Genomic DNA, 24,703 nt, shown 5'->3' with positions numbered 1-24,703 from the left:
CACAAGGGGTGGGCAACGACCGGGCGGGGGGCGTGGTTCCCCGGGGTCGGCATGATGTCGATCACGTGAGCCGCGCAGTGTAGCACCATAGAGCGATGACCTTGTGAAGGGGCTCACGAGCACCCCCTCCGAGGGGGGTGGATACTCGATGGCATGAGCACCACGGAGCGTCCCAGGATCCTCGTTGTAGGCGGTGGGTACGTAGGCCTGTACGCAGCTCGTCGCATTCTGAAGAAGATGCGCTACGGGGAGGCGACCGTCACGGTCGTGGACCCACGCTCGTACATGACGTACCAGCCCTTCCTTCCCGAAGCCGCCGCCGGCAGCATTTCGCCTCGGCATGTCGTCGTACCGCTGCGACGCGTGCTGCCCAAGGCTGAGGTGCTCACCGGCCGAGTCACCACCATCGACCAGGACCGCAAGGTCGCCACGGTCGCCCCGCTGGTCGGCGAGGCGTACGAGCTGCCCTTCGACTATCTGATCGTGGCGCTCGGCGCGGTCTCCCGTACCTTCCCGATCCCCGGTCTCGCCGAGCAGGGCATCGGTATGAAGGGGATCGAGGAGGCCATCGGGCTGCGCAACCACGTTCTGGAGCAGCTCGACAAGGCCGACTCCACCACCGACGAGGAAGTCCGCCGCAAGGCGCTGACCTTCGTCTTCGTGGGCGGCGGCTTCGCCGGCGCGGAGACCGTCGGCGAGGTCGAGGACCTGGCGCGCGACGCGGCCAAGTACTACACCAGCGTCAAGCGCGAGGACATGCGCTTCCTGCTCGTCGATGTCGCCGACAAGATCCTTCCCGAGGTCGGCCCGAAGCTGGGCACCTGGGGCAAGGAGCACCTTGAGAGCCGCGGTGTCGAGGTCTACCTCAAGACCGGTATGGACTCCTGCGTCGACGGCCACGTCGTGCTGAACAACGGCGTGGAGGTCGACTCCAACACCATCGTGTGGACGGCCGGCGTCAAGCCCAACCCGGCGCTCACCCGGTACGGTCTGCCGCTCGGCCCGCGCGGCCATGTCGACACCAGCGAGAAGCTCCAGGTGCGCGGCACGGACTACATCTGGGCCGCCGGCGACAACGCCCAGGTCCCGGACGCCGCCGCCCGCCGGGCCGGGGTCGAGAACGCCTGGTGCCCGCCGAACGCGCAGCACGCTCTGCGCCAGGCCCGGGTGCTCGGCGACAACGTCATCTCCGGTATGCGGGGCTTCCCGCAGAAGGAGTACAGCCACGCCAACAAGGGCGCCGTCGCCGGTCTCGGTCTGCACAAGGGCGTCGCGATGATCGTCATGGGCAAGATGAAGATCAGGCTCCGCGGCCGTCTCGCGTGGTACATGCACCGCACCTACCACGGTCTGGCCATGCCGACCTGGAACCGCAAGATCCGGGTCTTCGCCGACTGGACGCTGGCGATGTTCCTCAAGCGCGAGGTCGTCTCGCTGGGCGCGATGGAGACTCCGCGCGAGGAGTTCTACGAGGCCGCCAAGCCCAACCCGCCGGCCGTCGCCGCCGTCACGCAGACCCCGGAGAAGGCCAAGGCGTCCTGACGCCTGACGCCGGATCCGGCGATCGCGTACGGCACAGCAGCCAACAGCGCGTACGGCACAACAACCGGCATGCGAGTACGAGAAGGGCCGCCCGCCATCCGTGGTGCGGGCGGCCTTTCTCGTGTCCGCCCCGTATTCCGACTCGCGGCCGCCTCGCATCCGCCTCGGATTCGCCTCGCGTCCGGACGCCGTGGCGGGGGACAAACGGCACACACCACGACGAAAGTGTGTGGTGCGTGCAGCCACTTTGCCCGCCCATTGCGAGCTGCCGGGACTGCATCCGTACCCGACCGGTGTTTACGTGGTGTTGAGCATGTCCGTATTCGCCACCACGGAGGTGTGCGCCATGGCCGACGCCGCGCTGCGGCTGACCACTCTCGCCGAAGAGCTGCTGGGGGCCCCGCTCCCGGTCCGTATCCGTGCCTGGGACGGCAGCGAATCGGGTCCCCCGGACGCCCCGGCCCTGATCATCCGTAACCGCCGTGCGCTGCGCCGGCTCCTGTGGAAGCCGGGCGAGCTGGGGCTCGCCCGCGCCTGGGTGGCCGGTGAGATCGATGTGGACGGCGATCTGTACGTGGTCCTCGACCGGCTCGCCGGGTTCCTCTGGGAGCGCGGCCCGGACTCCAAGGAGGCGGTCCACCCCGTGCGCGACCCCCGGATGCGTGCCGCCGGGGCCGAACTGCTGCGGATCGCGGGACCCTGGCCGCCGCCCGCCCCGCCGGCCGAGGAGGTACGGCGGCGCTCCGGTGCCCTGCACACCAAGCGCCGCGACAAGCAGGCGATCAGCCACCACTACGACGTGGGCAACGACTTCTACGAGCTGGTGCTCGGCCCGTCCATGGTCTATTCGTGCGCCTACTGGGACAACGGCGGCAGTGGCGGCAGCAGCAGCGACGACGGCGGCGAGGGAGCCGGCGGCCGGGAGTTCACCCTCGAAGACGCACAGCGCGACAAGCTCGACCTGATCTGCCGCAAGCTCGCGCTGGTGGAGGGCCGGCGGCTGCTCGACGTCGGCTGCGGCTGGGGCTCGATGGCCATCCACGCCGCCCGCGAGTACGGCGTACGCGTCACCGGGGTCACGCTCTCCCGGGAACAGGCGACCTACGCGCGCAAACGCGTCGCGGAGGAGGGGCTGGCCGACCTGATCGAGATCCGCGTCCAGGACTACCGGGACGTCAGGGACGGCCCGTACGACGCGATCTCCTCCATCGGCATGGCCGAACATGTCGGCTCCGTCCGTTACCGGGAGTACGCCGACGATCTCCACGCCCTCCTCAAGCCGGGCGGACGGCTGCTCAACCACCAGATCGCCCGCCGTCCGGAACCGGACGAAGAGGCCTACCGCATCGACGAGTTCATCGACGCGTACGTCTTCCCCGACGGCGAACTGGCCCCGCTCGGGCGGACCGTGGCCACGCTGGAGGAGGCGGGCTTCGAGGTCCGCGACGTGGAGTCGATCCGCGAGCACTACGCGCTGACCCTGCGCCGCTGGGTGGCGAACCTGGAGAAGCACTGGGACCGAGCGGTACGGACCACCTCCCCCGGCCGCGCCCGGGTCTGGCGCCTCTACATGGCCGCCTCCGCGGTCTCCTTCGAGCACAACAGGATCGGCGTCAACCAGATCCTGGCCGTGAAGACCCCGGAGAGCGGGGTCTCCGGGATGCCGCGGCGCGCCCGCGTCTGGGGGGCTTAGCCAAGGGGGCGCCGGCCGGGGGCACAGCCGGAAGGGCCGGATCCCGCACGGGGATCCGGCCCTTCGTACCGCGCGCGGTCCGTCGGCGCCTGGTACCGGCCGCCGGCTGTTCCGCTGTTCCGCTGTTCCGCGCCTACTCCGTCTTGATCGCCGTCAGCATGTTCAGCTTCGCGGCGCTGCGCGCCGGCCAGAGCGCGGCCAGCACCCCCACGACCCCGGCCAGCACCAGGAAGATCCCGATCCGGTCCCACGGGATGACCAGGGCGTACCCCGGCACATCGTCCTTGAAGGTCTCGCCGACCGCCCAGGCCAGGAAGGACCCGAGCCCCACCCCGATCACCGCGCCGAAGAGCGAGATCACCACGGCCTCCAGCCGGATCATCCGCTTGACCTTGCCGCGGTCCAGGCCGATCGCCCGCAGCATGCCGATCTCCTGCTGCCGCTCGAAGACCGACATCGCCAGGGTGTTGATGACTCCGAGGACCGCGATGATCAGGGCCATGGCCAGCAGGCCGTACATGATGTTCAGCGCGGTGTTGATGAAGCCGCCGAAGGTGTTCCTGATGTCCTGCTGGTCCTTGAAGTCGATGCCCGGGTTGTCGCCCAGCGCGTCCACCAGCGCCTGCTCATGCGCGTCGTTCGCGCCCCCGTCCATCTTCACCCAGACCTCGGGAATGTACGGCTTGGTCTCGTGCGGGGCGATCAGATCGCGGGGGACCAGCACCGGCGAGAGGAACTCGTTCGACTCGTAGACCGCGCCGATCCTCAGCCGGGCGGACTCGCCGTCGCGGTACGTCACTTCGACGGTGTCCCCGGCCTTCCAGCCGTTGGACTCGGCGCTCTTGTCGGCGACCGCGATCGCGCCGTCCTTCAGGGAGTCCAGCGAACCGGAGACGCCGTTGAAGGTGAAGACCTGCTCGATGTCCCCGGGGGTGACCCCGGAGGCGGCGCGGAACTGCCCCTTGATCTCCAGGGAGGTGGCCTGCTGCGGGGAGACCGCGGTCACTCCGGGGGCCTTCTCCAGCGCGGCCACCGCCGACTGGTCCAGCGGGCCGCCGCTCGCCATGGTGACCATGTAGTCGGCCTTGATGTTGTCCGTGGTCATCTTGTCCACGGCCTGGCCGATGGTGACACCGATCACCGTGAGAGCGGTGACGAGGGTGAGCCCGATGGCCAGTGCGGAGGCGGTGGCTCCGGTACGGCGCGGATTGCGGACCGCGTTCTGCCCCGCCAGCTTGCCGGCGACCCCGAACACCCGGTTCAGGAGCGGCTGTACGAGCGCGATGACGGGCCGCGAGAGCAGCGGGATCAGCACGATGACACCGATCATCGTCAGGAACGCGCCGCCGCCGATCAGCAGCCGGCCGTTGTCGGCGCCCGCCGCCGCGCCCCCGACGATCAGGGCCGCGCCGAGCAGGGTCAGCACCCCGCCGATCGAGTTCCGTACCACCAGCGACCGCGTGGTGGCCACCGCGTGCACACTGCTCATCGCCGCCACCGGCGGGATCTTCGCGGCCCTGCGGGCGGGCAGCCATGCGGCGAGCAGGGTGATCAGCACACCGACCGCGAAGGCCGCGCCGACCGCGGTCGGCGAGACCACCAGCGGCCCTGCGGGCATCCGGGCGCCGAACGCGCTCATCACGGACCCCAGTCCGCCGGCCAGACCGAGACCGAGCAGGAAACCGACCGCCGAGGCGATCACGCCGACGACCGCCGCCTCGGCCAGCACCGAGCGCTTGACCTGGCGGCGGGAGGCGCCGACGGCGCGCAGCAGAGCCAGCTCCTTGGTGCGCTGGGCGACCAGCATGGTGAAGGTGTTGGAGATCAGGAACACCCCGACGAACAGGGCGATGGCGGCGAAGGCGAGCAGCATCTGATTGAGGGCGGAGAGCCCCGACTCGATGTCCGCGGCCTGCCGGTCGGCGAGCTCCTTGCCGGTCTGCGCGCTGGCGGTGTCGCCGATCAGGCCCTTGACCTGGCTCAGGATCGCGCTGTCGGAGGCGCCGGGCGCCGCGGTGACCGTGGCGTTCAGGTAGTAGCCGGGCTCCAGATAGAGCTTCTGCGCGACGGCGGTGTCGAAGAGCACGAGGCTGCCGCCCGCGTTGACCGCGCCGTCCTCGGTGGTGAAGATTCCGGCGAGGGTGAACTCCCGTACCGGACCGTTGGTGGCGACACGCACCCGGTCGCCGACCTTGTACTCGCCCTTCGTGGCCGTGGCCTCGTCGAGCGCGATCCGGTCGTCGCGGACGGGGCCCGAGCCGGTGGTGAAGGTGTACGCGGGGTCCTTGCCGTCCGCGCCGGGCGCGAAGTTGCCGCCGGTGGTGGACCAGCCGTTGCCGATGAGCTTGCCGTCCGGGTCGGCGACCCCGGCGAAGCCGTCGACGCGGCCGGTCACCGAGGCGACGCCCTCGACGGCACGCATCTTCTCCAGCGTCTGCTCGCTCAGGCCGGGGCTCTTCTCCTCCTTGCCGTTCTGCTCGCCGTTGACGGGGCTCTTGCCGTTGTCGTGCGACGAGACGGCGACGGCGACGTCCTTGTAGCTCTTGGCCGACTGGTTGCGGAAAGCGTTGCCGATGGTGTCGGTGAAGACCAGCGTGCCGGAGACGAAGGCCACGCCGAGCATCACGGCGAGCACGGTCATCAGCAGTCTGGCCTTGTGCGCGAGCACAGTGCGCAGGGCGGTACGGAACATGGTGGGAGTCCTGGTGGAATGGGCCGGGCGAGTGAGGTACGGGGGAGAGCGCGCGGGTGCGCGAAGGGAGGGCGGGTGACCTGGCGTCAGCTCGTACGGCCCTTGGCGTCGAAGGCCTTCATCCGGTCGAGTACGCCCTCGGCGCTCGGGTGGAGCATCTCGTCGACGATCTGTCCGTCGGCGAGGAAGATCACCCGGTCGGAGTAGGACGCGGCGACCGGGTCGTGGGTCACCACGACGACCGTCTGCCCCAGCTCCCGTACCGAGTTGCGCAGGAAGCCCAGCACCTCGGCACCCGCACGCGAGTCCAGATTGCCGGTCGGCTCGTCGCCGAAGATGATCTCCGGCTGGGAGGCCAGCGCACGGGCGACGGCCACCCGCTGCTGCTGGCCGCCGGAGAGCTGGGTGGGCCGGTGGCTGAGCCGGCCGGCCAGACCGATCATCTCGATCACCTGGTCGAGCCACTGCTTGTCGGGCTTGCGCCCGGCTATGTCCATCGGCAGCGTGATGTTCTCCAGGGCCGTCAGGGTCGGCAGCAGATTGAACGCCTGGAAGATGAAGCCGATCTTGTCCCGGCGCAACTGGGTGAGCTGCTTGTCCTTGAGCGTCGAGAGTTCGGTGTCACCGAGCCGTACGGACCCGCTGCTGAAGGTGTCGAGACCGGCGACGCAGTGCATGAGGGTGGACTTGCCGGAGCCGGACGGCCCCATGATCGCGGTGAACTCGCCCTGGACGAAGTCCACGGTGACCCGGTCGAGGGCGACCACCTGGGTCTCGCCCTGTCCATAGACCTTCGACAGCTCGGAGGCACGCGCGGCCACCGCGGTGGCGCGGTGGGCGATCGGGGTGGTGGTCACGGGGGAACTCTCCTGTCGGATGCGCTGTGGGAACGCCTCCATCCTCTGGGGCGCCGGAGCGCGAGTCGTCCGTCCCGATGCCCGTTCCCGGGGCCCTCTTGGGTCTGACCGCCGGGGCGCCGCCCTCCTCCTGCGGTATGACACCGCCCCTGAGGCACCTTCACCCGGAGTCGCATGCCCCGTCCGGGACCGGCGGCTGCCCCCGGTGGGACCGGTGGCGGACCGGCGACTGTGCCGAATGAGTGACCGGGCGGCGACTTTTCGTCATTCCTGCGGGCCGGAGGACGAGATGACCACCCGCGTCCGGCATGTGCGGATGGCTCCGTACGTGCCCTGACGCACCCTCAGACGTCAATAAAATAAGACAACATCGGGTTGCCGCTCGGCTGTTCGAGTGGTGTGTCCCGATAGGCTCATGTGCCAACGCGGCTTCGCGCGTGCCCGGATGGTGGAATGCAGACACGGCGAGCTTAAACCTCGCTGCCCCTCGGGGGCGTACCGGTTCAAGTCCGGTTCCGGGCACACTTCCGACGTTCCGGACACGCTCCCGGCGGTGTGCCTCCGGCCCCCGGAACGGCCGGTGCGCGGGGCACGCGGGGCCGGTGTGACGTCACGATCCCGGAAAGATCCTCCCCCAGCACTAGGGCGTACCCTTTGCGTCCCTATTACTCTTGTGGCAAGGCCGCGCAGGGTGGCCATGGAGGAGTGAGATGAGGAGCAGCAACCCGGTCTTCTCGCGACGGGGCTTCAGCCGCGACAACGGTCCCGCGGGCTTCAACGCGGCGCCGGCCGGGGGCCCCGCCGTAGGAACCAACCCGTACGCGACCAACCCGTACGCCCCGCAGCAGGGCGCTCCGTACGGTGCGGGCCCGCAGGCGCCCGCGCGCACCGGCGTCATGACGATCGACGACGTCGTGACCCGTACCGGCATGACGCTGGGCACGGTCGTCCTCACGGCGGTTCTCTCGTGGGTCCTTCTGCCGGTCGACGAGGCCAACCTCGGCAAGTCCTACGGCATCGCGATCGGCGCCGCCGTGGTCGCGATGGTCCTCTCGCTGATCCAGTCCTTCAAGCGCCGGCCGACTCCGGCGCTGATTCTCGCGTACGCCGCCTTCGAGGGCGTCTTCCTCGGCGTCATCAGCAGCGCGGTGAGCACGTACATCGCGCCGGGCGTGGTGGTGCAGGCGGTCATGGGCACGATGGCGGTCTTCGCCGGTGTGCTGTTCGCGTACAAGATGCGCTGGATCCGGGTCACCCGCCGCTTCTACGGCTTCGTGATGGCCGCGGCCATGGGCTTCCTGCTCCTGATGGCCGTCAACCTGCTGTTCAGCGTCTTCGGCGGTGGTGACGGCCTCGGCTTCCGCAGCGGCGGTCTGGGCATCATCTTCGGCATCATCGGGATCATCCTCGGCGCGTGCTTCCTGGCGCTCGACTTCAAGCAGGTCGAGGACGGCATCGCGTACGGCGCTCCGCGCGAGGAGTCCTGGCTTGCGGCCTTCGGCCTCACGCTGACGCTGGTGTGGATCTACCTGGAGATGCTGCGGGTGCTGTCGATCCTGCAGGGCAACGACTGACGCGGCAACAGACCAGGAGGAAGGGGCCCGTGGGCGACAAGCCCGCGGGCCCCTTCCGCTGTCTGTCCATTGACCGGCCGGTTCAGAGCAGGCGGCGGGCCGCCCGCCTCAGGTCGTACTCATGGACGATCGCCTTCGCGTGTCCATAGGCGAGGTTGTGCTCGCTCCTCAGCCAGCTCACCTTCTCCTCGAAACGGATGAGGGCGGGGCCTTCCTCGACGGCGCGCAGCCAGTCGGCGATCTCTCGACCGGTGCAATGAGGGATGCGGGAGAGCATGTTGCGATGGGTTTCTTCGGAGAAGACAAGGGACATCGGCGCCTCCGGACGCTCTGCGCGTACTGGTCCTTAACGCCACCGTGCCCGAGCATTGGCCTGTTGGCAACAGTCCCGTAGCCGTTGGCGGCACCGGACGCCATCGGGCGGGACCGGCAGGGGCCCAGCGCGTCCCTGGCGCGTAGGGTCGGCGGCGTGCTCGATACAACGTCGCTGACGGCCGCCGTGGACCGATTCGCCGACCGGTTGCGGGCCGCTCCGCAGAGCCGGCTCCGGCGCGGGGCGGCGGCCGAGGCACTGGCTCTGGCCAGGGAACTGTCCGTACGCGCCCAGCGGCTGGACGCTCCGGGCGAGGAGCCGCGGATCATGCCGGACGCGGGGGTGTTCGCGGTCGCGGACCAGCTCACCGTCGCGGCCGGGGATCTGGCCGAGGCACTGCGGACGGCCCCGTCCGTGGAGGAACTGGACGAGGCCGTACGGTCGGTCGAGCGGGTGGCGCGCCGTGTGACGCTGTGACAGCGGGCCCGACAGCGGGCCGCGGGCCGTGCAGTCGCCCGCGGGCCGTGCACTCGTGCGGGTGATGGTCAGAGCGAGGCGATGACGCGGTCCGCGAGGACGTAGACGTGCTCGCCGGACTCCTCGCCGCCGCCGTCGGCGTGCCGGTCCGAACCGCCGCCGTACGAGAACGTCAGGGTGTACGCGCCGGAGACCCCCGATCCGCCCAGCAGATACGGGGCGTCGCCCGCGCGCACCGCCTCGGCGAGCCGTTCGGCGGTCTCGCGATGGCCGGGGGTCATACAGAGCGTCGTACCGTCGGCGAACACATAGACGTCGAGCGTGCCCAGCGGGCCGGGCCGTACGTCGGCGAGCGCGGTACGGGTCTCCGCCAGCTCTTCGAGCCGGGTGATGGTGCGCTCGTGGTCGGTGACGACGGGCGTCTGCACCGGTACGAAGTCGGGGTGCGAGGGGTGCCTGCGCCGGGCGGCGGCCAGCTCCGGTGAGTCCTCCGTGAACTCGCCGGCCTCGCCGACACCACCCGTACCGCCCACACCACTCACCTCGTTGACCTCGCTCACCTCGTTGATCTCACTGTTGATCCCGCTGAGGTCCGGATAGCCGGTGAACTCGTCCAGCGCCTCGGCGGCTTCGAGGTCCAGGGACTCAAGACCCACGAAGTCCATCTGACGCGGTACGTAGAACGGCCCGTCCTCGGCGCCCAGACCGCCGAGCCCGCCCAGCAGCGAGGGGGTGTCCGCGGCGTCCCGCGCCTCCTGCGCGGCCCAGAAGGCGCGCGCCTCGGCCAGCTCGCGTTCGCGCTCCTCGGCGAGGGCCTCGGCCACGGCGGTGCGTATGGCGTCGGTATGGCTGGCATGGGCGGCGCTTCGGGCCTGCGGTACGGAGGCGGTGGGACCGCCCGGGTTCGCCGCGGCCAGTTCGCCACGCAGGGCACTGACCTGCCTGCGCAGCCCGTGGGCGGCATGGAGGGCGGCGACGCCCACGCCGGTGGCGGCGGCTGTGGTCAGCAGCAGGGCAAGAGACATGGCGCTCACTGACTACTCCCGTTCCGATCGATACCCCCGACTTCCTACCTCAGCTTGTCGTGGGCGGGATCCCACTGTCAGTGCATTACGTCACGAAATGGACAGGTCTTTGGGCCTGCTGTTTAGCCTCATTGTGGCGCTGACCTGGACAAACAAATCACCCCCGGGACTAGGTCACATCCTGGGGGAGATTCAGTCACGACTGGGGATCGGTGTGGTTCATCCATCCGATTCCGGACGGTGCGGCTACTCTCCGCGACCGCGGTGCCGATATGCCCTTCTCCGGTCGGCTCCGGCCGTCGCTCAGCTCAGGCGCTCGATGACCATGGCCATGCCCTGGCCGCCGCCGACGCACATGGTCTCCAGGCCGAACTGCTTGTCGTGGAACTGGAGGCTGTTGATCAGTGTGCCGGTGATCCGGGCGCCCGTCATGCCGAAGGGGTGGCCGACGGCGATGGCCCCGCCGTTGACGTTCAGCTTCTCCAGCGGGATGTCCAGGTCCCGGTAGGAGGGGATCACCTGGGCCGCGAAGGCCTCGTTGATCTCGACCAGATCGATGTCGCCGATGGTCAGCCCGGCGCGGGAGAGTGCCTGCCGGGACGCCTCGACCGGTCCGTACCCCATGATCTCCGGCGACAGGGCGGTGATCCCGGTGGAGACGATCCGGGCCAGCGGGGTGAGCCCCAGCTCGCGGGCCTTGGTGTCGGACATGATCACGAGGGCGGCGGCGCCGTCGTTGAGCGGGCAGCAGTTGCCGGCGGTGACCAGGCCGTCGGGGCGGAAGACGGGCTTGAGGCCCTGTACGCCCTCCATGGTGACGCCCGGGCGGGGTCCGTCGTCCTTCGCGACGACCGTGCCGTCCGGCGTCGTCACGGGCGTGATCTCCCGCTCCCAGAAGCCGTTCTTGAGGGCCTCCTCGGCGAGGTTCTGGGACCGTACGCCGAACTCGTCCATCTCCTGGCGGGTGATGCCCTTGTGGCGGGCCAGGTTCTCGGCGGTCTGGCCCATCGCGATGTACGCGTCGGGTACGAGTCCGTCCTCGCGCGGGTCGTGCCAGTCGGCGCCCTCGCTCTGCGCGACGGCGGCGGTACGGGCCTCGGCGTCGGCGAAGAGCGGGTTGTGGGTGCCGGGCATACCGTCCGAGCTGCCGTTGACCTGGCGGGAGACCATCTCGACACCGGCCGAGATGAAGACGTCGCCCTCGCCGGCCTTGATCGCGTGCAGCGCCATCCGCGAGGTCTGGAGGGAGGAGGAGCAGTAGCGGGTGATGGTGCAGCCGGGGAGGTGGTCCATGCCGAGCTGTACGGCGACGATCCGGCCCAGATTGTGCCCCTGCTCGCCGCCGGGCAGACCGCAGCCGAGCATCAGATCGTCGATGTCGCGCGGATCCAGCTCGGGGATCTTGGCGAGCGCGGCTTGGATGATCGTGGCGGTGAGATCGTCGGGCCGCACCTCCTTGAGCGACCCCTTGAAGGCCCGGCCGATGGGGGAGCGGGCAGCGGAAACGATCACGGCTTCGGGCATCACGGCTCCTGAGGGAGAGAGGGCGGGCTGAGGTGGAAGTTACCGGCCCGTAGATCGGGGGTCACGGGGCGGGTCGTGTGATGAGGACCTCTTTACTGAGCGCTTGCTCAGCGGGTCGGGCGGGGTCGGGACCTGCTGGCGGCCGGGGGTACGGCCTCCGGCCCCGGGGGACCGGTCTTCGGGTTGCGGCCTCCGAGACCGGAGCGAGGGGGCCGGAGGCCCGTGCACCCGGCCCGCCGGCCCGGCGACCGGGTCCCGGTCCGCGGGACCTTCGGCCGGTCGGGGGCCGGACCGATCGGCCCGAGGCCGGGCGTGGAACGCCGGGGCCGAGGGGCGGGCCCCCGGACTCCAACCCCGCACAGGCGGGGCGGCGCTCGGCGCCGGTGCGCAGGCCGTAGCCCGGCGTCCGGTACCAGGGGCCACGCATCGGCGTGCCGACACCCTGGCTGAGCTCTGCGCGGGCGGGCCGACGCCGGGCGTGCGGTACGGGGTCCTGCGTTCCGTATGCCGGGCCGTGCTCGGGCGGGTTGATCCGCTGTGACCCGAGTCCCAGCGGCGGGCGGGTCGGTGCCCAACGTGTGGCACGTGGTCCTGTGTTCCGTATGCCGGGCTGTGCCCGGGCGGGTTGATCCGCTGGGACCCGGACCCTGCGCCCGGCTCGGCGGCCCGGCGACCGGGTCCCGGCCTGCGGGACCTTCGGCCGGTCGGGGCCGGGACCGATCGGCCCGAGGCCCGGGCGCGGAACGCCGGGGCCGAGAAGCGGGCCCACCGGGCTCCGGCCGCGCACGGGCGGGGCGGCGCCCGGCGCGTGTCGGTGGCCCGGGGGTCCGTGCTCGGTCGGCACTTGGCTCATACCTCTCGGGGTACCTCGCTCGGTTTTGTCGGGGTTGCTTCCGTCGGGGTGGGGAGGTGGCGGCGTTTGCGGTGGCGGAGCAGGGCCCAGGGGGCGCGGGCCGCCGTCACCTCCGTACCGGCTTCGGAGGCCGCCGCCGAGGCCGCCTGTGCCACCGGCAGCATGTCCTCGTCGCGCGCCGCGTCCAGGCGGTCCGACTCCGGCCAGACGCCCAGCACCGCGCAGAGCGTGGGCAGGACGGCCATCGCGGCGGTCGCGTATCCCTCCGCCGAGGGGTGGTAGTTGTCCGGGCCGAACAGCTCCCGCGGGTTCGCCGCGAACTCCGGCCCCAGCAGATCGCCCAGCGAGACCGTACGCCCGCCCTGCTCGACCGCCACGATCGTCTGCGCCGCCGCGAGCTGGCGGCTCACCCGGCGCGCCAGCCAGCGCAGCGGCTGGTACACCGGCTCGATCGTGCCGAGATCCGGGCAGGTGCCGACCACCACTTCCGCGCCGGCCGTGCGCAGCCGCCGTACCGCCGCCCCGAGATACCGCACCGAACGCGTCGCCGGCATCCGGTGCGTCACATCGTTCGCGCCGACGATGATCACGCAGACGTCCGGGACCCGTGCCGAGTCCGACAGGAGCTGGGTCACCTGGCGGTCCAGATCGTCCGACTGGGCGCCGGGCAGGGCCACGTTCCGCAGGTCCACGGGCCGCTCCGCGACCGCCGCGAGCCCCGAGGCGAGCAGCGCCCCCGGGGTCTGCCCCGCGCGCCGTACGCCCTGTCCCGCCGCCGTGGAGTCGCCGAGCATGCCCATCCGCAGCGGCTCGGAGTGCCCGTACGCCAGTCCGTACCACCCGTCGCCGCTCGGCGGTACGGGTGCCACCCCGCCGCCCACCGACCGCTTCGCCAGTTGCAGCTCCGCCAGCACCACTCCGACGCCCGCGGCTCCCAGCAGGCCGATGCCGCCCCCGCCGTAGGCCGCGCCCGCGGCGATCCGCCGTGCCACCCTCGCTCTCGACACAGTCCGAGTCACCTCCTCCTCGCCGTACGCACACGTTCGTACGTACTCGCCGTACGTACGAGTATGGGTACGTACGCACACCAGCTAACTGCCCCGCGGGGACTGCCGCCCAATCTCGCCCGCGTACGCATACCCTGGCCGCACCATCACGGAGACCCCGGAGACTACGGTGCAATTCCACGACTCGATGATCAGTCTGGTTGGCAACACCCCCCTGCTGAAGCTCACCAGCGTGACCGCAGGCATTCAGGCGACCGTCCTCGCCAAGGTCGAGTACTTCAACCCCGGCGGCTCGGTCAAGGACCGGATCGCCCTGCGCATGATCGAAGCCGCCGAGGAGAGCGGTGAACTGCGGCCCGGCGGCACGATCGTCGAGCCGACGAGCGGCAACACCGGCGTCGGTCTCGCCATCGTGGCGCAGCGTAAGGGCTACAAATGCGTGTTCGTCTGCCCTGACAAGGTCTCCACGGACAAGATCAACGTCCTGCGGGCGTACGGCGCCGAGGTCGTGGTCTGCCCCACGGCGGTCGACCCCGAGCACCCCGACTCGTACTACAACGTCTCCGACCGGCTGGTCCGGGAGACGCCGGGGGCCTGGAAGCCTGACCAGTACAGCAACCCGAACAACCCGCGCTCGCACTACGAGACGACCGGCCCCGAGCTGTGGACGCAGACGGACGGGCGGATCACCCATTTCGTCGCGGGCGTCGGTACGGGCGGCACGATCTCCGGCACCGGCCGCTACCTCAAGGAGGTCAGTGACGGCCGGGTACGGATCGTGGGCGCCGACCCCGAGGGCTCGGTCTACTCCGGCGGCTCCGGGCGGCCCTATCTGGTCGAGGGCGTCGGCGAGGACTTCTGGCCGACCGCGTACGACCGTACGGTCACGGACGAGATCGTCGCCGTGTCCGACAAGGACTCCTTCCAGATGACCCGGCGGCTGGCCAAGGAGGAGGGCCTGCTCGTCGGCGGCTCCTGCGGAATGGCGGTCGTGGCGGCGCTGCGGGTCGCGGAGGGGCTCGGCCCGGACGATGTGGTGGTCGTCCTGCTGCCGGACAGCGGCCGCGGCTATCTCAGCAAGATCTTCAACGACGAGTGGATGAACGACTACGGCTTCCTGGACCAGGACGGCGGAGCGGCCAGCGTCGGTGATGTCCTGCGGCACAAGGAGGGCGCCATTCCGACGCTCCTCCACATGCACCCGGAGGAGACGGTCGGGCAGGCGGTCGAGGTGCTGCGGGAGTACGGCGTGTCGCAGATGCCGATCGTGAAGCCTGGGGCCGGGCATCCGGATGTGATGGCCGCGGAGGTCATCGGGTCGGTGGTGGAGCGGGACCTGCTGGACGCGCTCTTCACCCAGCGGGCGTCGCTCGGCGACCCGCTGGAGAAGCACATGTCCTCGCCGCTGCCGCAGGTCGGCTCGGGCGAGCCGGTGGCGGATCTGATGGCGGCGCTGAGCGGTTCCGACGGCGCTGACGCGGCGATCGTCCTCGTTGAGGGGAAGCCGACAGGGGTTGTGAGCAGGCAGGATCTGCTGGCGTATCTGTCCAAGGCCTGATCTCGCCGGTTGCGTGGCGGGTGGTGCAATGGGCGGTGGCGCGTATCCGCGAAAGTGGTACGAGCGCGACACGTCCGCGCAGCACCCGCTTAACACGCGTCCTGCACAGTAGTCGTTGTCGGCGTCAAGGACCTCCGGAGCGGCTCCCGGACCTCCATGGACGCCCGGACACGTACACCGGCCCTGACCCGGACCGTGTCCCTCGCGGGGACCGCCGTCGTCCCGCCCCCCGGTAACGGGGGTGCGGCGGTCCCCGCGACTATCTCTTTCGCGCCCGTACCGCGCCCGTTCTTGTGCTCACCTCTGTGCTCACTCCTCGCTCACTCCTCCCAGTCGGAGGAGCGGCGGCGCCTGCGGGGTATCCAGGGCAGGCCACGGGAGGCATGGACGGCGTTGACGCCGAAGATGCCGAGCCAGCAGACGAGCAGGCCCGGGAGGTCGGCGTTCACCGCGGCGATGGCCGAGAGCGGGATGGCGAGGATCAGCGAGATCACGCCGAACCCGAAGCGCTCCCCGAACCCCTCACCGGAGCCGGGCTTGCCCGTACCCCGGGCGGCGGCCATCTGCCGCTCGGCCATCTCACGCCGGACACGGACGTCGACCGTGCCGTCCAGGCGCTGTTCGATCTTCTCCAGGAACGACTCGACGAGCGCGGGCTCGTACTCCGCCCCCAGGTCATGACGCGCCCGTAGGGTGGCGTCGAGTTCCTTCTTCAGCTCAGGGTCGCGGGCTTCCATACCCGCCACGGTACGAACACCCCCGCCCCCGGGTCATTGGGGCTAACCCCCGACATTCCTTCGGGTCCGCACCAGCGCGGCCCGGTGCGCACCAGCCCGGCCCGGTCGGTCCGCACCGGTCCGGCCGGGTCGGTCCGTGCCCGTCCGGGGCGGTCACTTCCTGGTCAGGCCGTGGGCCGTGGCCCAGCTCCGGGCCACGTCCTCGGGGTCCTTCTTGTCCTTGTCCACCTGGCGGTTGAGTTCGGTCAGGGCCTCTGTGGTGAGGGCGTTGCCCAGCCGGGCCAGGGCCTTGCGGACCGTGGGGTCGGCCTTGCGGTCGGCTATGAGAGGGACGACGTGCTGGCCCGGGACGAGGTTCTTGGGGTCGGCCAGGACCACCCAGCCCTCGGTCGCGATGTCGGTGTCCGTGGTGAAGAGGTTGGCGACGTCGACGTCGCCCTTCTTGAGCGCCGCCTTGACCAGCGGGCCCGAGGAGTCCAGCGACTTGAACTCCTTGAACTCCACTCCGTACACGTCCTTGAGCCCGACCACGCCGACCACCCGTGTCTTGACCTCCGGTGCGGCGCCGATGACGAGCTGCCCGTCGCGCTTCTTGAGGTCGGCCAGGGTGGCCAGGCCGTACTTGTCGGCGGTCTCGCGGGTGACGACAAAGGCGTCGGAGTCCTCCGCCTGGCCGTACGGGAGGACCTGGAGGCCGGCCGGGAGGGCGATGGCGAGGGCGTTCTGCATCTCGCCCTCCTCCGTCGCGGTCGCCTTCGGATCGAGGTAGTGGAGCAGCGCGCCCTGGTACTCGGGAAGCAGATCGATGTCGCCGCCCTTGAGCGCGGGGATGAGGATCTCGCGGGTGCCGAGGTTGGGGCGGACGGTCGTCTTCACGCCGGCGGCTTCGAGGACGGCCGCGTAGAGGAAGCCCAGGATCTGGTTCTCGGTGAAGTTGGCCGTGCCGATCGTGACGGCGCCCGCGCTGGAACCGGCCGCGCCGCCGCCACCGGTGTTCTGGCCGTCCAGGGAGGTGATGCCGGTGCTGCACGCGGCCAGTAGGGGTACGGAGGCCGCCGCGAACAGACCGGCCAGGACCGTCCTGCGCGTGGTCGGTGAGTTCGGCGAGTCCGGTGAGTTCCGTGAGTTCGGTGACTTCGGTGTGTTCTGTGGGTCTGCTGATTTCGGAGAGTTGGGCGAGGTCATCGGAGTCGTCTCCCTGAGCGGCGGTACGAACGGCGGTACGGGCAGCGGTACGAACGGCGGTGTGGTGGCGGGCCGGGCCGCGGTGGACCAAGCGGCGGCGGAGGACTACGCGGCGGTGCGGTGGCGGAACAGGAAGCGCTGAAGGCCCGACAGCGCCAGGTCCAGCACGACGGCGACGACCGCCACCAGCACCGCCCCGCCCAGCACCTGGACGAGATCGCGCTGGGCCAGGCCGTCGAAGACGTACCGTCCGAGCCCGCCGAAGCTGACGTACGCGGCGATGGTCGCCGTCGCCACCACCTGGATCAGCGCCAGCCGCAGCCCGGTCATGATCAGCGGCAGCGCGAGCGGGATCTCGACCCGGAACAGCACCTGGTGGCCGCGCATGCCCTGGCCGCGCGCGGCGTCCCGTACCTCGGGATCGACGGCGGACATCCCCGCGTACGTATTGGTCACGATGGACGGGACGGCGAGGGCGACCAGCGCCACGTACACCGGTGTCATGGACAGACCGCTGGCCAGGAAGACCAGCACGACCAGGCCGACCGTGGGCAGGGCCCGCCCGAACGAGGCGAGGTTGATCGCGAGGAACGCGCCCCGGCCCGTGTGCCCGATCAGCAGGCCCAGCGGCAGCGCGATCGCCGCGGCGATCAGGGTCGCGAGGAGGGAGTACTGGAGGTGTTCGGCGAGGCGGTGCCCGATGCCGTCCGGGCCCGTCCACTGTTCGCCCGACACCAGCCAGGCGCCCAGGTCCTTGAGGAGTTCGTACATGGTGTGTCAGGCGCTTCCGCGCGCCGGGCGCGCCTGCCGCCCGGCCCGCCCGGGTTGTCTCCGCCAGGGGGTGAGGACGTACTGCACGGCCACCAGCAGCGTGTCCGCGACCAGTGCGAGCAGCAGGGTCAGCACCACGCCCACCGCCACCGGGGTCGGGAAGTCCCGCTGGAAACCGTCGGTGAAGAGCTGCCCGAGGCCGCCGTCGCCGATGTATGTGGCGACGCTGACGAGCGAGATCGACATGACGGTGGCGATCCGTACCCCGGCCATGATCACCGGGAGCGCCAGCGGCAGTTCGACGGTGAGGAGCGTGCGCAGCGGTCCGGTGCCCATGGCGATCGCGGCCTCGCGGGCCTTGGCGGGCACGGAGTCGAGTCCTTCGACCGTGTTCCGGAGCAGTACGACCAGGGTGTAGATGGTCAGGCCGATGACGGTGGTGGTCCTGGTCAGCCCAGAGACCGGCAGCAGGAGGACGAAGACGGCGATGGACGGGATCGTGAACAGGACGTTGGAGAGCCCGAGGAGAAAGCCGCGCAGGGGGCGCACGCGATGGGCGAGGACGGCGAGGGGGAGGGAGATCAGCAGACCGAGGAGTACGGCGGTGAGGGCGGCCTGGAGATGGGAGAGGGTGAGGGTGGCCAGATCGCCCTCGTGATCGGATATCCAGCCCCATTCGAAGGTCATACGGCCCCGCCCCGGGTCGGGCCGGTGCTGGTGCCGGCCCCCGGGGGCGTGGCTGCTTCCGGGGGTGCGGCTGCTTCCGCCGTCCCCTTCGACGCCTCGCGATGGCTCCGTCCCGCGTGCTCGTGGATCGTTTCGCGCGCGGTGACCCCCGTCAGGACACCCTTGGCGTCGACGCGCGCGATCAGCCCCGTCGGGGACGCGATCGACTCGTTCAGCGCGGCGAGCAGCGAGTCCGTGTCACGCAGTGGCCGCACCGGCACCGGCACCCCGGAGCCGCCCGGCTCCGGATCGAGCCAGCCCAGTGGTTCGTTCCCCGCCGACACCACCAGATACGGCCCGCCGTCCGCCCGCGGCGCCGGCTCCCCCTCCCGTACCACCCGCGCCCGCTCCACCGGCACCTCGGCCAGTGTCGTCAGCGACAGCAGCTTCAGCTCCCGCTCCGCGCCGAGGAAGTCCGCGACGAATCCGTCGGCGGGACGGGCGAGCAGCTCCGCGGGCGAGGCGCACTGGACGAGATGCCCGCCCGTACGGAACACCGCGATCCGGTCGCCGAGGCGTACCGCCTCGTCGATGTCGTGCGTGACGAAGGCGATGGTCTTGTTCAGCTCCTTCTGGAGGCGCAGCAGTTCGTCCTGGAGCTGGGTCCTCACGACGGGATCCACCGCGCCGAACGGCTCGTCCATCAGCAGCACCGGCGGATCGGCCGCCAGCGCCCTGGCCACCCCGACCCGCTGCTGCTGGCCGCCCGAGAGCTGGTGCGGGTAGCGCTTGCCCGCCTCCGCCGTCAGCCCGACCGTCTCCAGCAGCTCCGCCGCTCTCGTACGGGCCTTTCTGCGGCCCCAGCCCAGCAGCAGCGGCACGGTCGCGATGTTGTCGAGGACCGTGCGGTGCGGGAAGAGCCCCGACTGCTGGATGACATAGCCGATACCGCGCCGCAGTTCGGCGGCGTCCTGCTCCAGGACGTCCCGGCCGCCCAGCCGGATGGTGCCCGAGGTGGGCTCGACCATCCGGTTGATCATGCGGAGCGTGGTGGTCTTACCGCATCCGGAGGAACCGACCAGGACGGTGATCCCGCCCTCCGGAAACTCCAGGGTGAGGTCGTGAACCGCCGTGGTGCCGTTGGGGAAGCGTTTGCTCACCGCGTCGAATCTGATCATCAGTCGTCCCTTGCCCGGCCTGCATATAGTCATGCAGAGTTCTTGGTGGCTGAATAGATTGTCAATGCCCCGAGGTAAATCACTCGTTACTGGTGGTCGCGGGGTGAGATGTAACGTCCGGAATGGAGGCGTTCGCGCATGATGTCGTCCCACATGGTGGACCCGTCGAGTGGGCATGCACCTGCCCCGGCAGGGACCTCCCTCGTCGTTCTGGACGGACAGAGCCTCCCGGTCGCCGATGTCGTCCGGCTCGCGGACGGCGCCGCACGTCCCGTACCCGGCACCGAGGCGATGAAGCGCGTCGAGCAGAGCTGGCACGCCGCCCGCGAACTGGCGGCCTCGGGCCGGGTGTACGGGCGCTCCACCGGCGTCGGCGCCAACCGCACCGAGGCCGTGCCCACCGAGGCCGCCGCCGACCACGGGCTGCGGCTGCTGCGCAGCCATGCCGGAGCCATCGGCGAGCCCCTGCCCGCCCGGCAGGTCCGCGCCATGCTCGCCGTACGGGCCAATCAGCTTCTGGCCGGCGGCGCGGGGCTGCGCCCGACCGTCGTCACCGCGCTGTGCGAGGCGCTGGAGTCCGGCGCGTACCCGGTCGTCAACGAGTACGGCTCGGTCGGCACGGGCGACATCGCGGCCCTCGCGCAGATGGGCCTCGCGCTCGTCGGGGAACACCCGTGGGAGCAGGCGTGGGAGTACGGGGAGTACGGGGGATACCGGGAGTACGGCGGGCGGCACGGCCACGCGGCCGGCGGCGGTGGCGAACGGGGCCCGGTCGAACGTGGCGGGCGGGTTCCGGCCGATGGCGGCCGGCAGGTCCCGGCGCCCCAGCCGCTGGACAACAATGACGCCCTCGCTCTGATCAGCAGCAACGCCCTGACCCTCGGTCAGTCCGCCCTCGCCCTGCACGAGCTGCGCGGCCTCGTGGCCGCCACCGAACTGGTCGCCGCGCTCTCCCTGCTGGCCGTCGACGGTTCGTACGAGGCGTACGCGGAGCCCGTGCACGCCGCCCGCCGCCACCCCGGCTCGTACGCCGTCGCCGCCGACATGCGGCGTTATCTCGGCGCCCCCGAGCGGCCGGGCCCGCCGCTGGGCCGGATCCAGGACCCGTACGGCTTCCGCTGCGTGCCACAGATACACGGTCCCGCGCGCGACGCCGCGGACGCGCTGGAGCGCGTCCTCTCCGTCGAGATCAACTCGGCTGCCGAGAACCCGCTGATCTGTCCGGGCACGGAGGCAGACCCGGTGCCCGCCGCGTACCACCACGGCGGTTTCTATCTCGCCCAACTCGCCCTGGCGCTGGACCATTTCAGGCTCTCGCTGGTGCAGACCGCGCGGCTGTCCACCTCCCGGCTCTCCGCGCTGAACGAGCCCGCCCTCACCCGGCTGCGGCCCTTCCTCGCCGACGCCGAGCCGGCCAGCTCCGGTGTGATGATCCTGGAATACGCGGCCGGGGCGGCCCTCGGTGATCTGCGGGCGTACTCGGCGCCCGCCTCGCTGGGCCACGCGGTACTGTCCCGGGGCGTGGAGGAGCAGGCCAGCTTCGCCTCGCTGGCGGCGCGTCAGACGCTGCGGGCGGGGAGTGCGTACCGGCTGGTCGTCGGCTGCGAACTCGTCGCCGCCGTACGGGCCCTGCGCCAGCGCGGACTCCGTCCCGAGCCCGGACTGCCGGCCGGGCAGGCCTTCGCGCTGGCCGAGACCGTACTCGACGAGGAGGTCGGCGACCGTCCGCTGACCGATGATGTGACGGCGGCGGCCGCGCTGCTGGACCGGTTCACCGAACTGGCCGCCGAGTCCGCGCGTACGAGCATCGCCGCCACCACCCGCACGAGTACCGATCAGACAAGGGGGATCGCATGAGCGACAGCCCTGCCGCCCGACTTCAGCAGCTCTTCGAGGGCCACCGGCTGACCCCCACCCAGCGGCGCATCGCGCACAGCATGGTGCGGCGGGCCGGGGACGCGCCGTTCCTGTCCAGCGTCGAACTCGCCGAACTGGCCGGAGTCAGCCAGCCGTCCGTCACGCGCTTCGCGGTGGCCCTCGGCTTCGACGGCTATCCGGCCCTGCGCAGGCATCTGCGCGAGGTCGCGCCCGGCACGCCGACGGCGGGCGAGGCCGACCGCAACGAGTACCAGCAGGCCGTACGCGGCGAGATCGAGAATCTGCGGCAGCTCGCCGAGCTGCTCGCCGACCCCGGTCCCGTCGAACGGGCCGGCCGGCTCCTCGCCGCCTCCCGTCCGCTGCCGGTGCTCGGGCTGCGTGCCGCGTCCTCGCAGGCGCGCGGCTTCGCGTACTTCGCGGCCAAGGTCCATCCGGACGTACGGCTGCTCGACGAGGGCGGCACGATGCTCGCCGACCGGATCGACGGCGCGCGCGGCGCGGGTGCGAGCACCCTGCTCTGCTTCGCGCTGCCGCGCCACCCCAAGGAGGTCGTGGACGCGCTGGCGTACGCCAGGGCGGCCGGGCTGACGGTGGTGACGGTCGCCGACTCGGCCTTCGCGCCCGTCGCCAAGCACAGCGATCTGCTGATCCCGGCGGCCGTCGGCACCGGGCTCGCCTTCGACACGGCGTGCGCGCCGATGCTGCTGGGGCGGATGCTGCTGGAGGCGATGTGCGACGGGCTGCCGGAGGCGCAGGCGCGGTTGGAGGAGTTCGACGCGCGGGCGGCGGCACGGGGGCTGTTCGCGGAGTAGCGGGAGTAGCCGGAGTAGCGGGGGCGGGGCGTCGGCAGGGTGCCGGGTGGTCGGCCGGGTGCCGGACCGGTCCCGGCGTGGCCGAAGCCTGCTGGAATCTCGCCGTTCTCAGGAAATGTTCAGAGAACGTCATTAGTCTGCCCGCCAAACTTGCCAGTACGGGCCGGTACGAGGCTCCAGGTATGAGGAGGCGGGCAGTGGGGCGTGGAGGGCAGTCTCTGGCACGCGTGGCAGTGATCGTACGGGCCGGTGCGGTCCCGTTGTGGTGGCTCGGGGTGGCGGCCGCCGCGGTGGGCGTGCTGCTGCCCGGGCTGACCGGCCGCAGGATCGGCGTCTACGCGGGGGCCGTGCTCTTCGTGGTGTGCGCCGCCGCTGTCGCCCTCGTGCGGCGCGGCCGGTACACCGCGTGGGCGGAGCGTGCCGAGCGGGCCGGCACGTACGACTTCCTCCAGGACCGCGCCGTGACCGCGCGGAACTGGCGGCGGGCGCACCGCTGGTGGCTGCTGGCCGCTTTCCTGGCCGCCGTCGCGAGTTCGCTGGCGCTGCCCGCCGCCGGCGGTCTCGCCCTGGCGGGCGCGGGTGCCGGGCTCTGGCTCAAGGCCGGCTGGCTGGGGCGGCGCGAGCGCCGTGAGGACCAGTTGCTGTGGGTACGGACCGACTGGGCCGGTACGGGCGCGCCGGTCGGCAAGCGTGTCAAGGGCTACCGGGTGACGGGCGTCGGCGCCGGCGACGCGGCCCCGGGCGGCAGCCGCCGCTGAGGCGCCCTCAGGCGTTGGGCGTCAAGGAGCCGACCTCAAGCGGCGCTGGGCGTCAAGCGGCGGCGGGCGTCTAGCGGCGCCGGGCCTCAAGCGCCGGACGCACCCCGAAGCAGCGCGTCCGCGTACGCGCCGCCCGACTCCCCGACGATCTCGTCGGCCGTCTGCGACGCCCGTACGGTCATGAAGCGCACCGCGCCGCCCGGCTCCGCACCGCCGTGCTGCGGCAGGACCGTGAAGCCCTGGACGCCTGGCCTGACAAGGCTGTTGTAGGCGTAGTGGTTGGTGAAGTAGTACGCCCCGGTGTCCAGCGCGGCGACGAGATCGCCCTGCTCCAGCAGCGGCAGCGGGCGGTTCTCGGCCAGCAGGTCGCCCGCGAAACAGGCCGGGCCCGCGATGTCCTGAGCCACGTCGGGCCCCGGCTTGGGCCGTCCCTCCGCGTCGTACGCGGCGATCCGCAGCGGCCAGGACGCGGGGTTGTAGACCGTACGAGCCGCGATCTGCGAGCCCGCGTGCGTCACCGCGATGGGGCGGCCCCCGGCGGACTTGGCGTACTCGACCCGCGCGAGGACCGTGCCGTGCTTGGCGAGCAGGGAGCGGCCGAACTCGGTCACCAGTCCGTACCGCCCGTCCAGCAGTCCGGGGACGGTGTCCTTGAGGAGCCGGGCGTACTCCGCGTACGTCGGCGTCACCTCGTCGGAGGCGAAGTTGACCGGGAGGCCGCCGCCTATGTCGATCGTGTCGATCTGCCGCCGCCCGGCCGCCGCGTTGATCTCCTCGGCCAGGCCGTGGACCTCCCGTACGCCCCGCGCCATCAGCTCCAGCGGCAGACCCTGCGAGCCGGAGTGGGTGTGCAGCCTGGTGAGCCAGGGGCGGTCGAGATATGCCTGTACGACCCAGGCGCGGGCGCCCTCGTCGCGCAGCGCGACGCCGAACTTCGAGGTCGCGGTCGCGGTGGACAGCGCCCCGATCGCACCGCCCCCGATCTGCGGATTGACCCGCAGCCCGAAGGGCGAGGCGACCGGGCCCCGGCCGACCAGGGCGTCGATACGGTCCAGCTCCTGCGGATTGTCGGCGTTGACCGCGATCCCGAGGGCGATGGCCTGGCGCAGCTCGGCGGTGGTCTTGGCGGGGGAGTCGAGGACGGTGCGCCCGGCCGGGATCCCCGCCGCGCGCGCGAGCGCCAGCTCGCCGGGGCTGGCGACCTCGGCTCCGATGCGCTCCTCGTCCAGCAGACGCAGTACGGGCACGAGCGCGGTCGCCTTCACGGCGAAGGCGTGCAGCACGGGGGTGCCGGGCGCGGTGACCTCGTCGAAGGCGGCGCGGAGCGCGGCGGCGGACAAGCGGATTCCGGCCACATCGAGCAGCGCCACGACCGGCTCGGCCTCGCTGACCAGCCCCTGCGCCACGGCGGCCCGTACCGCCAGGTCCCGGCGCGCGGCGGCGCCGGTACGGGCATCCGCGCTGTCGGTACGAGCTTCCGCGCCGGTACGGGTGTCCGCGCCGTGTCGTGTGCCGTGATCCGTGTTCCGGCTGTTGTGCTGAACCGAGGCCATGGGCTCCAGCCAATCATCCGGCGGGCGGCCACGCACCGGTTGACTACAAC

Annotated in this window: 21 protein-coding genes and 1 tRNA gene; 10 read left to right on the top strand and 12 right to left on the bottom strand. The window is 71.2% G+C overall.

Annotated features, from left to right (window positions below; genetic code table 11):
* Nucleotides 1–153 precede the first annotated feature (153 nt).
* Together WH07_RS25180 and WH07_RS25175 are read left to right on the top strand one after the other, a co-directional pair.
* A complete protein-coding gene (locus WH07_RS25180) occupies nt 154–1,542 on the top strand; it encodes an NAD(P)/FAD-dependent oxidoreductase (protein WP_046504388.1) in 1,389 nt (462 codons plus the stop codon).
* Between the two features lie 346 nt (nt 1,543–1,888).
* Complete coding sequence (locus tag WH07_RS25175; protein WP_046504385.1) at nt 1,889–3,235, top strand: SAM-dependent methyltransferase; 1,347 nt, start codon at nt 1,889–1,891, stop codon at nt 3,233–3,235.
* Nucleotides 3,236–3,368: 133 nt separating this feature from the next.
* On the opposite strand, the gene WH07_RS25170 is transcribed toward WH07_RS25175, so the two are convergent.
* Together WH07_RS25170 and WH07_RS25165 are read right to left on the bottom strand one after the other, a co-directional pair.
* Nucleotides 3,369–5,927: an ABC transporter permease gene (locus tag WH07_RS25170; protein ID WP_046504383.1), complete on the bottom strand. Its 2,559-nt coding sequence runs from the start codon at nt 5,925–5,927 to the stop codon at nt 3,369–3,371.
* Between the two features lie 86 nt (nt 5,928–6,013).
* Nucleotides 6,014–6,784: an ABC transporter ATP-binding protein gene (locus tag WH07_RS25165; RefSeq protein ID WP_046504380.1), complete on the bottom strand. Its 771-nt coding sequence runs from the start codon at nt 6,782–6,784 to the stop codon at nt 6,014–6,016.
* A 439-nt stretch (nt 6,785–7,223) separates the two neighbouring features.
* Between WH07_RS25165 and WH07_RS25160 the strand changes: the two genes are divergently transcribed.
* Together WH07_RS25160 and WH07_RS25155 are read left to right on the top strand one after the other, a co-directional pair.
* Nucleotides 7,224–7,306: transfer RNA gene (locus WH07_RS25160), tRNA-Leu, on the top strand.
* A 188-nt stretch (nt 7,307–7,494) separates the two neighbouring features.
* Nucleotides 7,495–8,358: a Bax inhibitor-1/YccA family protein gene (locus WH07_RS25155; protein ID WP_046504378.1), complete on the top strand. Its 864-nt coding sequence runs from the start codon at nt 7,495–7,497 to the stop codon at nt 8,356–8,358.
* An 82-nt stretch (nt 8,359–8,440) separates the two neighbouring features.
* On the opposite strand, the gene WH07_RS25150 is transcribed toward WH07_RS25155, so the two are convergent.
* A complete protein-coding gene (locus WH07_RS25150) occupies nt 8,441–8,671 on the bottom strand; it encodes a DUF4287 domain-containing protein (RefSeq protein WP_046504375.1) in 231 nt (76 codons plus the stop codon).
* Between the two features lie 156 nt (nt 8,672–8,827).
* Here WH07_RS25150 and WH07_RS25145 point away from each other — a divergent pair, with 156 nt between their 5' ends.
* Entirely contained in the window at nt 8,828–9,148 is a 321-nt protein-coding gene (locus tag WH07_RS25145) for a hypothetical protein (protein WP_046504408.1), read from the top strand.
* Between the two features lie 68 nt (nt 9,149–9,216).
* Here the strand turns inward: WH07_RS25145 and WH07_RS25140 are convergent, their stop codons facing one another.
* The 3 genes from WH07_RS25140 to WH07_RS25130 form a co-directional block, all read right to left on the bottom strand.
* Nucleotides 9,217–10,173 carry a hypothetical protein gene (locus WH07_RS25140; protein ID WP_456300499.1) on the bottom strand — a complete coding sequence of 319 codons (957 nt, stop codon included), beginning with the start codon at nt 10,171–10,173 and terminating at the stop codon, nt 9,217–9,219.
* A gap of 303 nt (nt 10,174–10,476) precedes the next feature.
* Nucleotides 10,477–11,697: an acetyl-CoA C-acetyltransferase gene (locus tag WH07_RS25135; RefSeq protein ID WP_046504369.1), complete on the bottom strand. Its 1,221-nt coding sequence runs from the start codon at nt 11,695–11,697 to the stop codon at nt 10,477–10,479.
* Nucleotides 11,698–12,546: 849 nt separating this feature from the next.
* Nucleotides 12,547–13,542, bottom strand: coding sequence for an SGNH/GDSL hydrolase family protein (locus tag WH07_RS25130; protein ID WP_046504365.1), 996 nt, complete (start codon nt 13,540–13,542; stop codon nt 12,547–12,549).
* Between the two features lie 184 nt (nt 13,543–13,726).
* Here WH07_RS25130 and WH07_RS25125 point away from each other — a divergent pair, with 184 nt between their 5' ends.
* Nucleotides 13,727–15,115 carry a cystathionine beta-synthase gene (locus WH07_RS25125; protein ID WP_046504362.1) on the top strand — a complete coding sequence of 463 codons (1,389 nt, stop codon included), beginning with the start codon at nt 13,727–13,729 and terminating at the stop codon, nt 15,113–15,115.
* A gap of 320 nt (nt 15,116–15,435) precedes the next feature.
* Here WH07_RS25125 and WH07_RS25120 read toward each other — a convergent pair whose 3' ends face one another.
* A complete protein-coding gene (locus tag WH07_RS25120; RefSeq protein ID WP_046504360.1) occupies nt 15,436–15,852 on the bottom strand; it encodes a hypothetical protein in 417 nt (138 codons plus the stop codon).
* Between the two features lie 153 nt (nt 15,853–16,005).
* Entirely contained in the window at nt 16,006–17,037 is a 1,032-nt protein-coding gene (locus tag WH07_RS25115; protein ID WP_079023545.1) for an ABC transporter substrate-binding protein, read from the bottom strand.
* Here WH07_RS25115 and WH07_RS39950 point away from each other — a divergent pair.
* Nucleotides 17,024–17,179, top strand: coding sequence for a hypothetical protein (locus WH07_RS39950; protein WP_157877429.1), 156 nt, complete (start codon nt 17,024–17,026; stop codon nt 17,177–17,179). The two genes, WH07_RS25115 and WH07_RS39950, sit on opposite strands and share 14 nt — an antisense overlap.
* Here the strand turns inward: WH07_RS39950 and WH07_RS25110 are convergent.
* Genes WH07_RS25110 through WH07_RS25100 form a run of 3 tightly spaced genes read right to left on the bottom strand, consistent with a single transcriptional unit; the run spans nt 17,143 to nt 19,652 of the window.
* Nucleotides 17,143–17,808: an ABC transporter permease gene (locus tag WH07_RS25110; RefSeq protein ID WP_046504357.1), complete on the bottom strand. Its 666-nt coding sequence runs from the start codon at nt 17,806–17,808 to the stop codon at nt 17,143–17,145. The genes WH07_RS39950 and WH07_RS25110 overlap by 37 nt on opposite strands.
* 6 nt (nt 17,809–17,814) lie before the next feature.
* Nucleotides 17,815–18,495, bottom strand: a complete 681-nt coding sequence (locus WH07_RS25105; protein WP_046504354.1) for an ABC transporter permease — start codon at nt 18,493–18,495, stop codon at nt 17,815–17,817.
* Nucleotides 18,492–19,652 (bottom strand): ABC transporter ATP-binding protein, encoded by a 1,161-nt coding sequence (locus WH07_RS25100; protein ID WP_046504351.1) that lies wholly within the window; start codon nt 19,650–19,652, stop codon nt 18,492–18,494. Before WH07_RS25100 ends, WH07_RS25105 begins: the two co-directional genes overlap by 4 nt.
* 141 nt (nt 19,653–19,793) lie before the next feature.
* On the opposite strand from WH07_RS25100, the gene WH07_RS25095 reads away from it, so the two are divergent.
* The 3 genes from WH07_RS25095 (at nt 19,794) to WH07_RS25085 (ending at nt 23,100) form a co-directional block, all read left to right on the top strand.
* Nucleotides 19,794–21,509: an aromatic amino acid ammonia-lyase gene (locus WH07_RS25095; protein WP_046504403.1), complete on the top strand. Its 1,716-nt coding sequence runs from the start codon at nt 19,794–19,796 to the stop codon at nt 21,507–21,509.
* Nucleotides 21,506–22,342, top strand: a complete 837-nt coding sequence (locus WH07_RS25090) for a MurR/RpiR family transcriptional regulator (protein WP_046504349.1) — start codon at nt 21,506–21,508, stop codon at nt 22,340–22,342. Before WH07_RS25095 ends, WH07_RS25090 begins: the two co-directional genes overlap by 4 nt.
* Nucleotides 22,343–22,539: 197 nt before the next feature.
* Complete coding sequence (locus WH07_RS25085) at nt 22,540–23,100, top strand: hypothetical protein (protein ID WP_046504347.1); 561 nt, start codon at nt 22,540–22,542, stop codon at nt 23,098–23,100.
* Nucleotides 23,101–23,186: 86 nt separating this feature from the next.
* On the opposite strand, the gene WH07_RS25080 is transcribed toward WH07_RS25085, so the two are convergent.
* On the bottom strand, nt 23,187–24,653 hold the full coding sequence (locus WH07_RS25080) for a type III PLP-dependent enzyme domain-containing protein (RefSeq protein ID WP_079023544.1): 1,467 nt from the start codon (nt 24,651–24,653) through the stop codon (nt 23,187–23,189).
* Between the last annotated feature and the right edge of the window lie 50 nt (nt 24,654–24,703).

The sequence above is a fragment of the Streptomyces odonnellii genome, assembly GCF_000981895.1.
GTDB classification, from domain to species: Bacteria; Actinomycetota; Actinomycetes; order Streptomycetales; family Streptomycetaceae; genus Streptomyces; species Streptomyces odonnellii.
This window is presented reverse-complemented; position numbering and strand designations above follow the sequence as displayed.

Coding starts and splice junctions, on each gene's coding strand:
- WH07_RS25105 (WP_046504354.1), bottom strand. CDS start 18,495: ATGACCTTCGAATGGGGCTGGATATCCGATCACGAGGGCGATCTGGCC.
- WH07_RS25170 (WP_046504383.1), bottom strand. CDS start 5,927: ATGTTCCGTACCGCCCTGCGCACTGTGCTCGCGCACAAGGCCAGACTG.
- WH07_RS25080 (WP_079023544.1), bottom strand. CDS start 24,653: ATGGCCTCGGTTCAGCACAACAGCCGGAACACGGATCACGGCACACGA.
- WH07_RS25100 (WP_046504351.1), bottom strand. CDS start 19,652: ATGATCAGATTCGACGCGGTGAGCAAACGCTTCCCCAACGGCACCACG.
- WH07_RS25150 (WP_046504375.1), bottom strand. CDS start 8,671: ATGTCCCTTGTCTTCTCCGAAGAAACCCATCGCAACATGCTCTCCCGC.
- WH07_RS25135 (WP_046504369.1), bottom strand. CDS start 11,697: ATGCCCGAAGCCGTGATCGTTTCCGCTGCCCGCTCCCCCATCGGCCGG.
- WH07_RS25120 (WP_046504360.1), bottom strand. CDS start 15,852: ATGGAAGCCCGCGACCCTGAGCTGAAGAAGGAACTCGACGCCACCCTA.
- WH07_RS25095 (WP_046504403.1), top strand. CDS start 19,794: ATGTCGTCCCACATGGTGGACCCGTCGAGTGGGCATGCACCTGCCCCG.
- WH07_RS25140 (WP_456300499.1), bottom strand. CDS start 10,173: ATGTCTCTTGCCCTGCTGCTGACCACAGCCGCCGCCACCGGCGTGGGC.
- WH07_RS25155 (WP_046504378.1), top strand. CDS start 7,495: ATGAGGAGCAGCAACCCGGTCTTCTCGCGACGGGGCTTCAGCCGCGAC.
- WH07_RS25175 (WP_046504385.1), top strand. CDS start 1,889: ATGGCCGACGCCGCGCTGCGGCTGACCACTCTCGCCGAAGAGCTGCTG.
- WH07_RS25115 (WP_079023545.1), bottom strand. CDS start 17,037: ATGACCTCGCCCAACTCTCCGAAATCAGCAGACCCACAGAACACACCG.
- WH07_RS25180 (WP_046504388.1), top strand. CDS start 154: ATGAGCACCACGGAGCGTCCCAGGATCCTCGTTGTAGGCGGTGGGTAC.
- WH07_RS25110 (WP_046504357.1), bottom strand. CDS start 17,808: ATGTACGAACTCCTCAAGGACCTGGGCGCCTGGCTGGTGTCGGGCGAA.
- WH07_RS25090 (WP_046504349.1), top strand. CDS start 21,506: ATGAGCGACAGCCCTGCCGCCCGACTTCAGCAGCTCTTCGAGGGCCAC.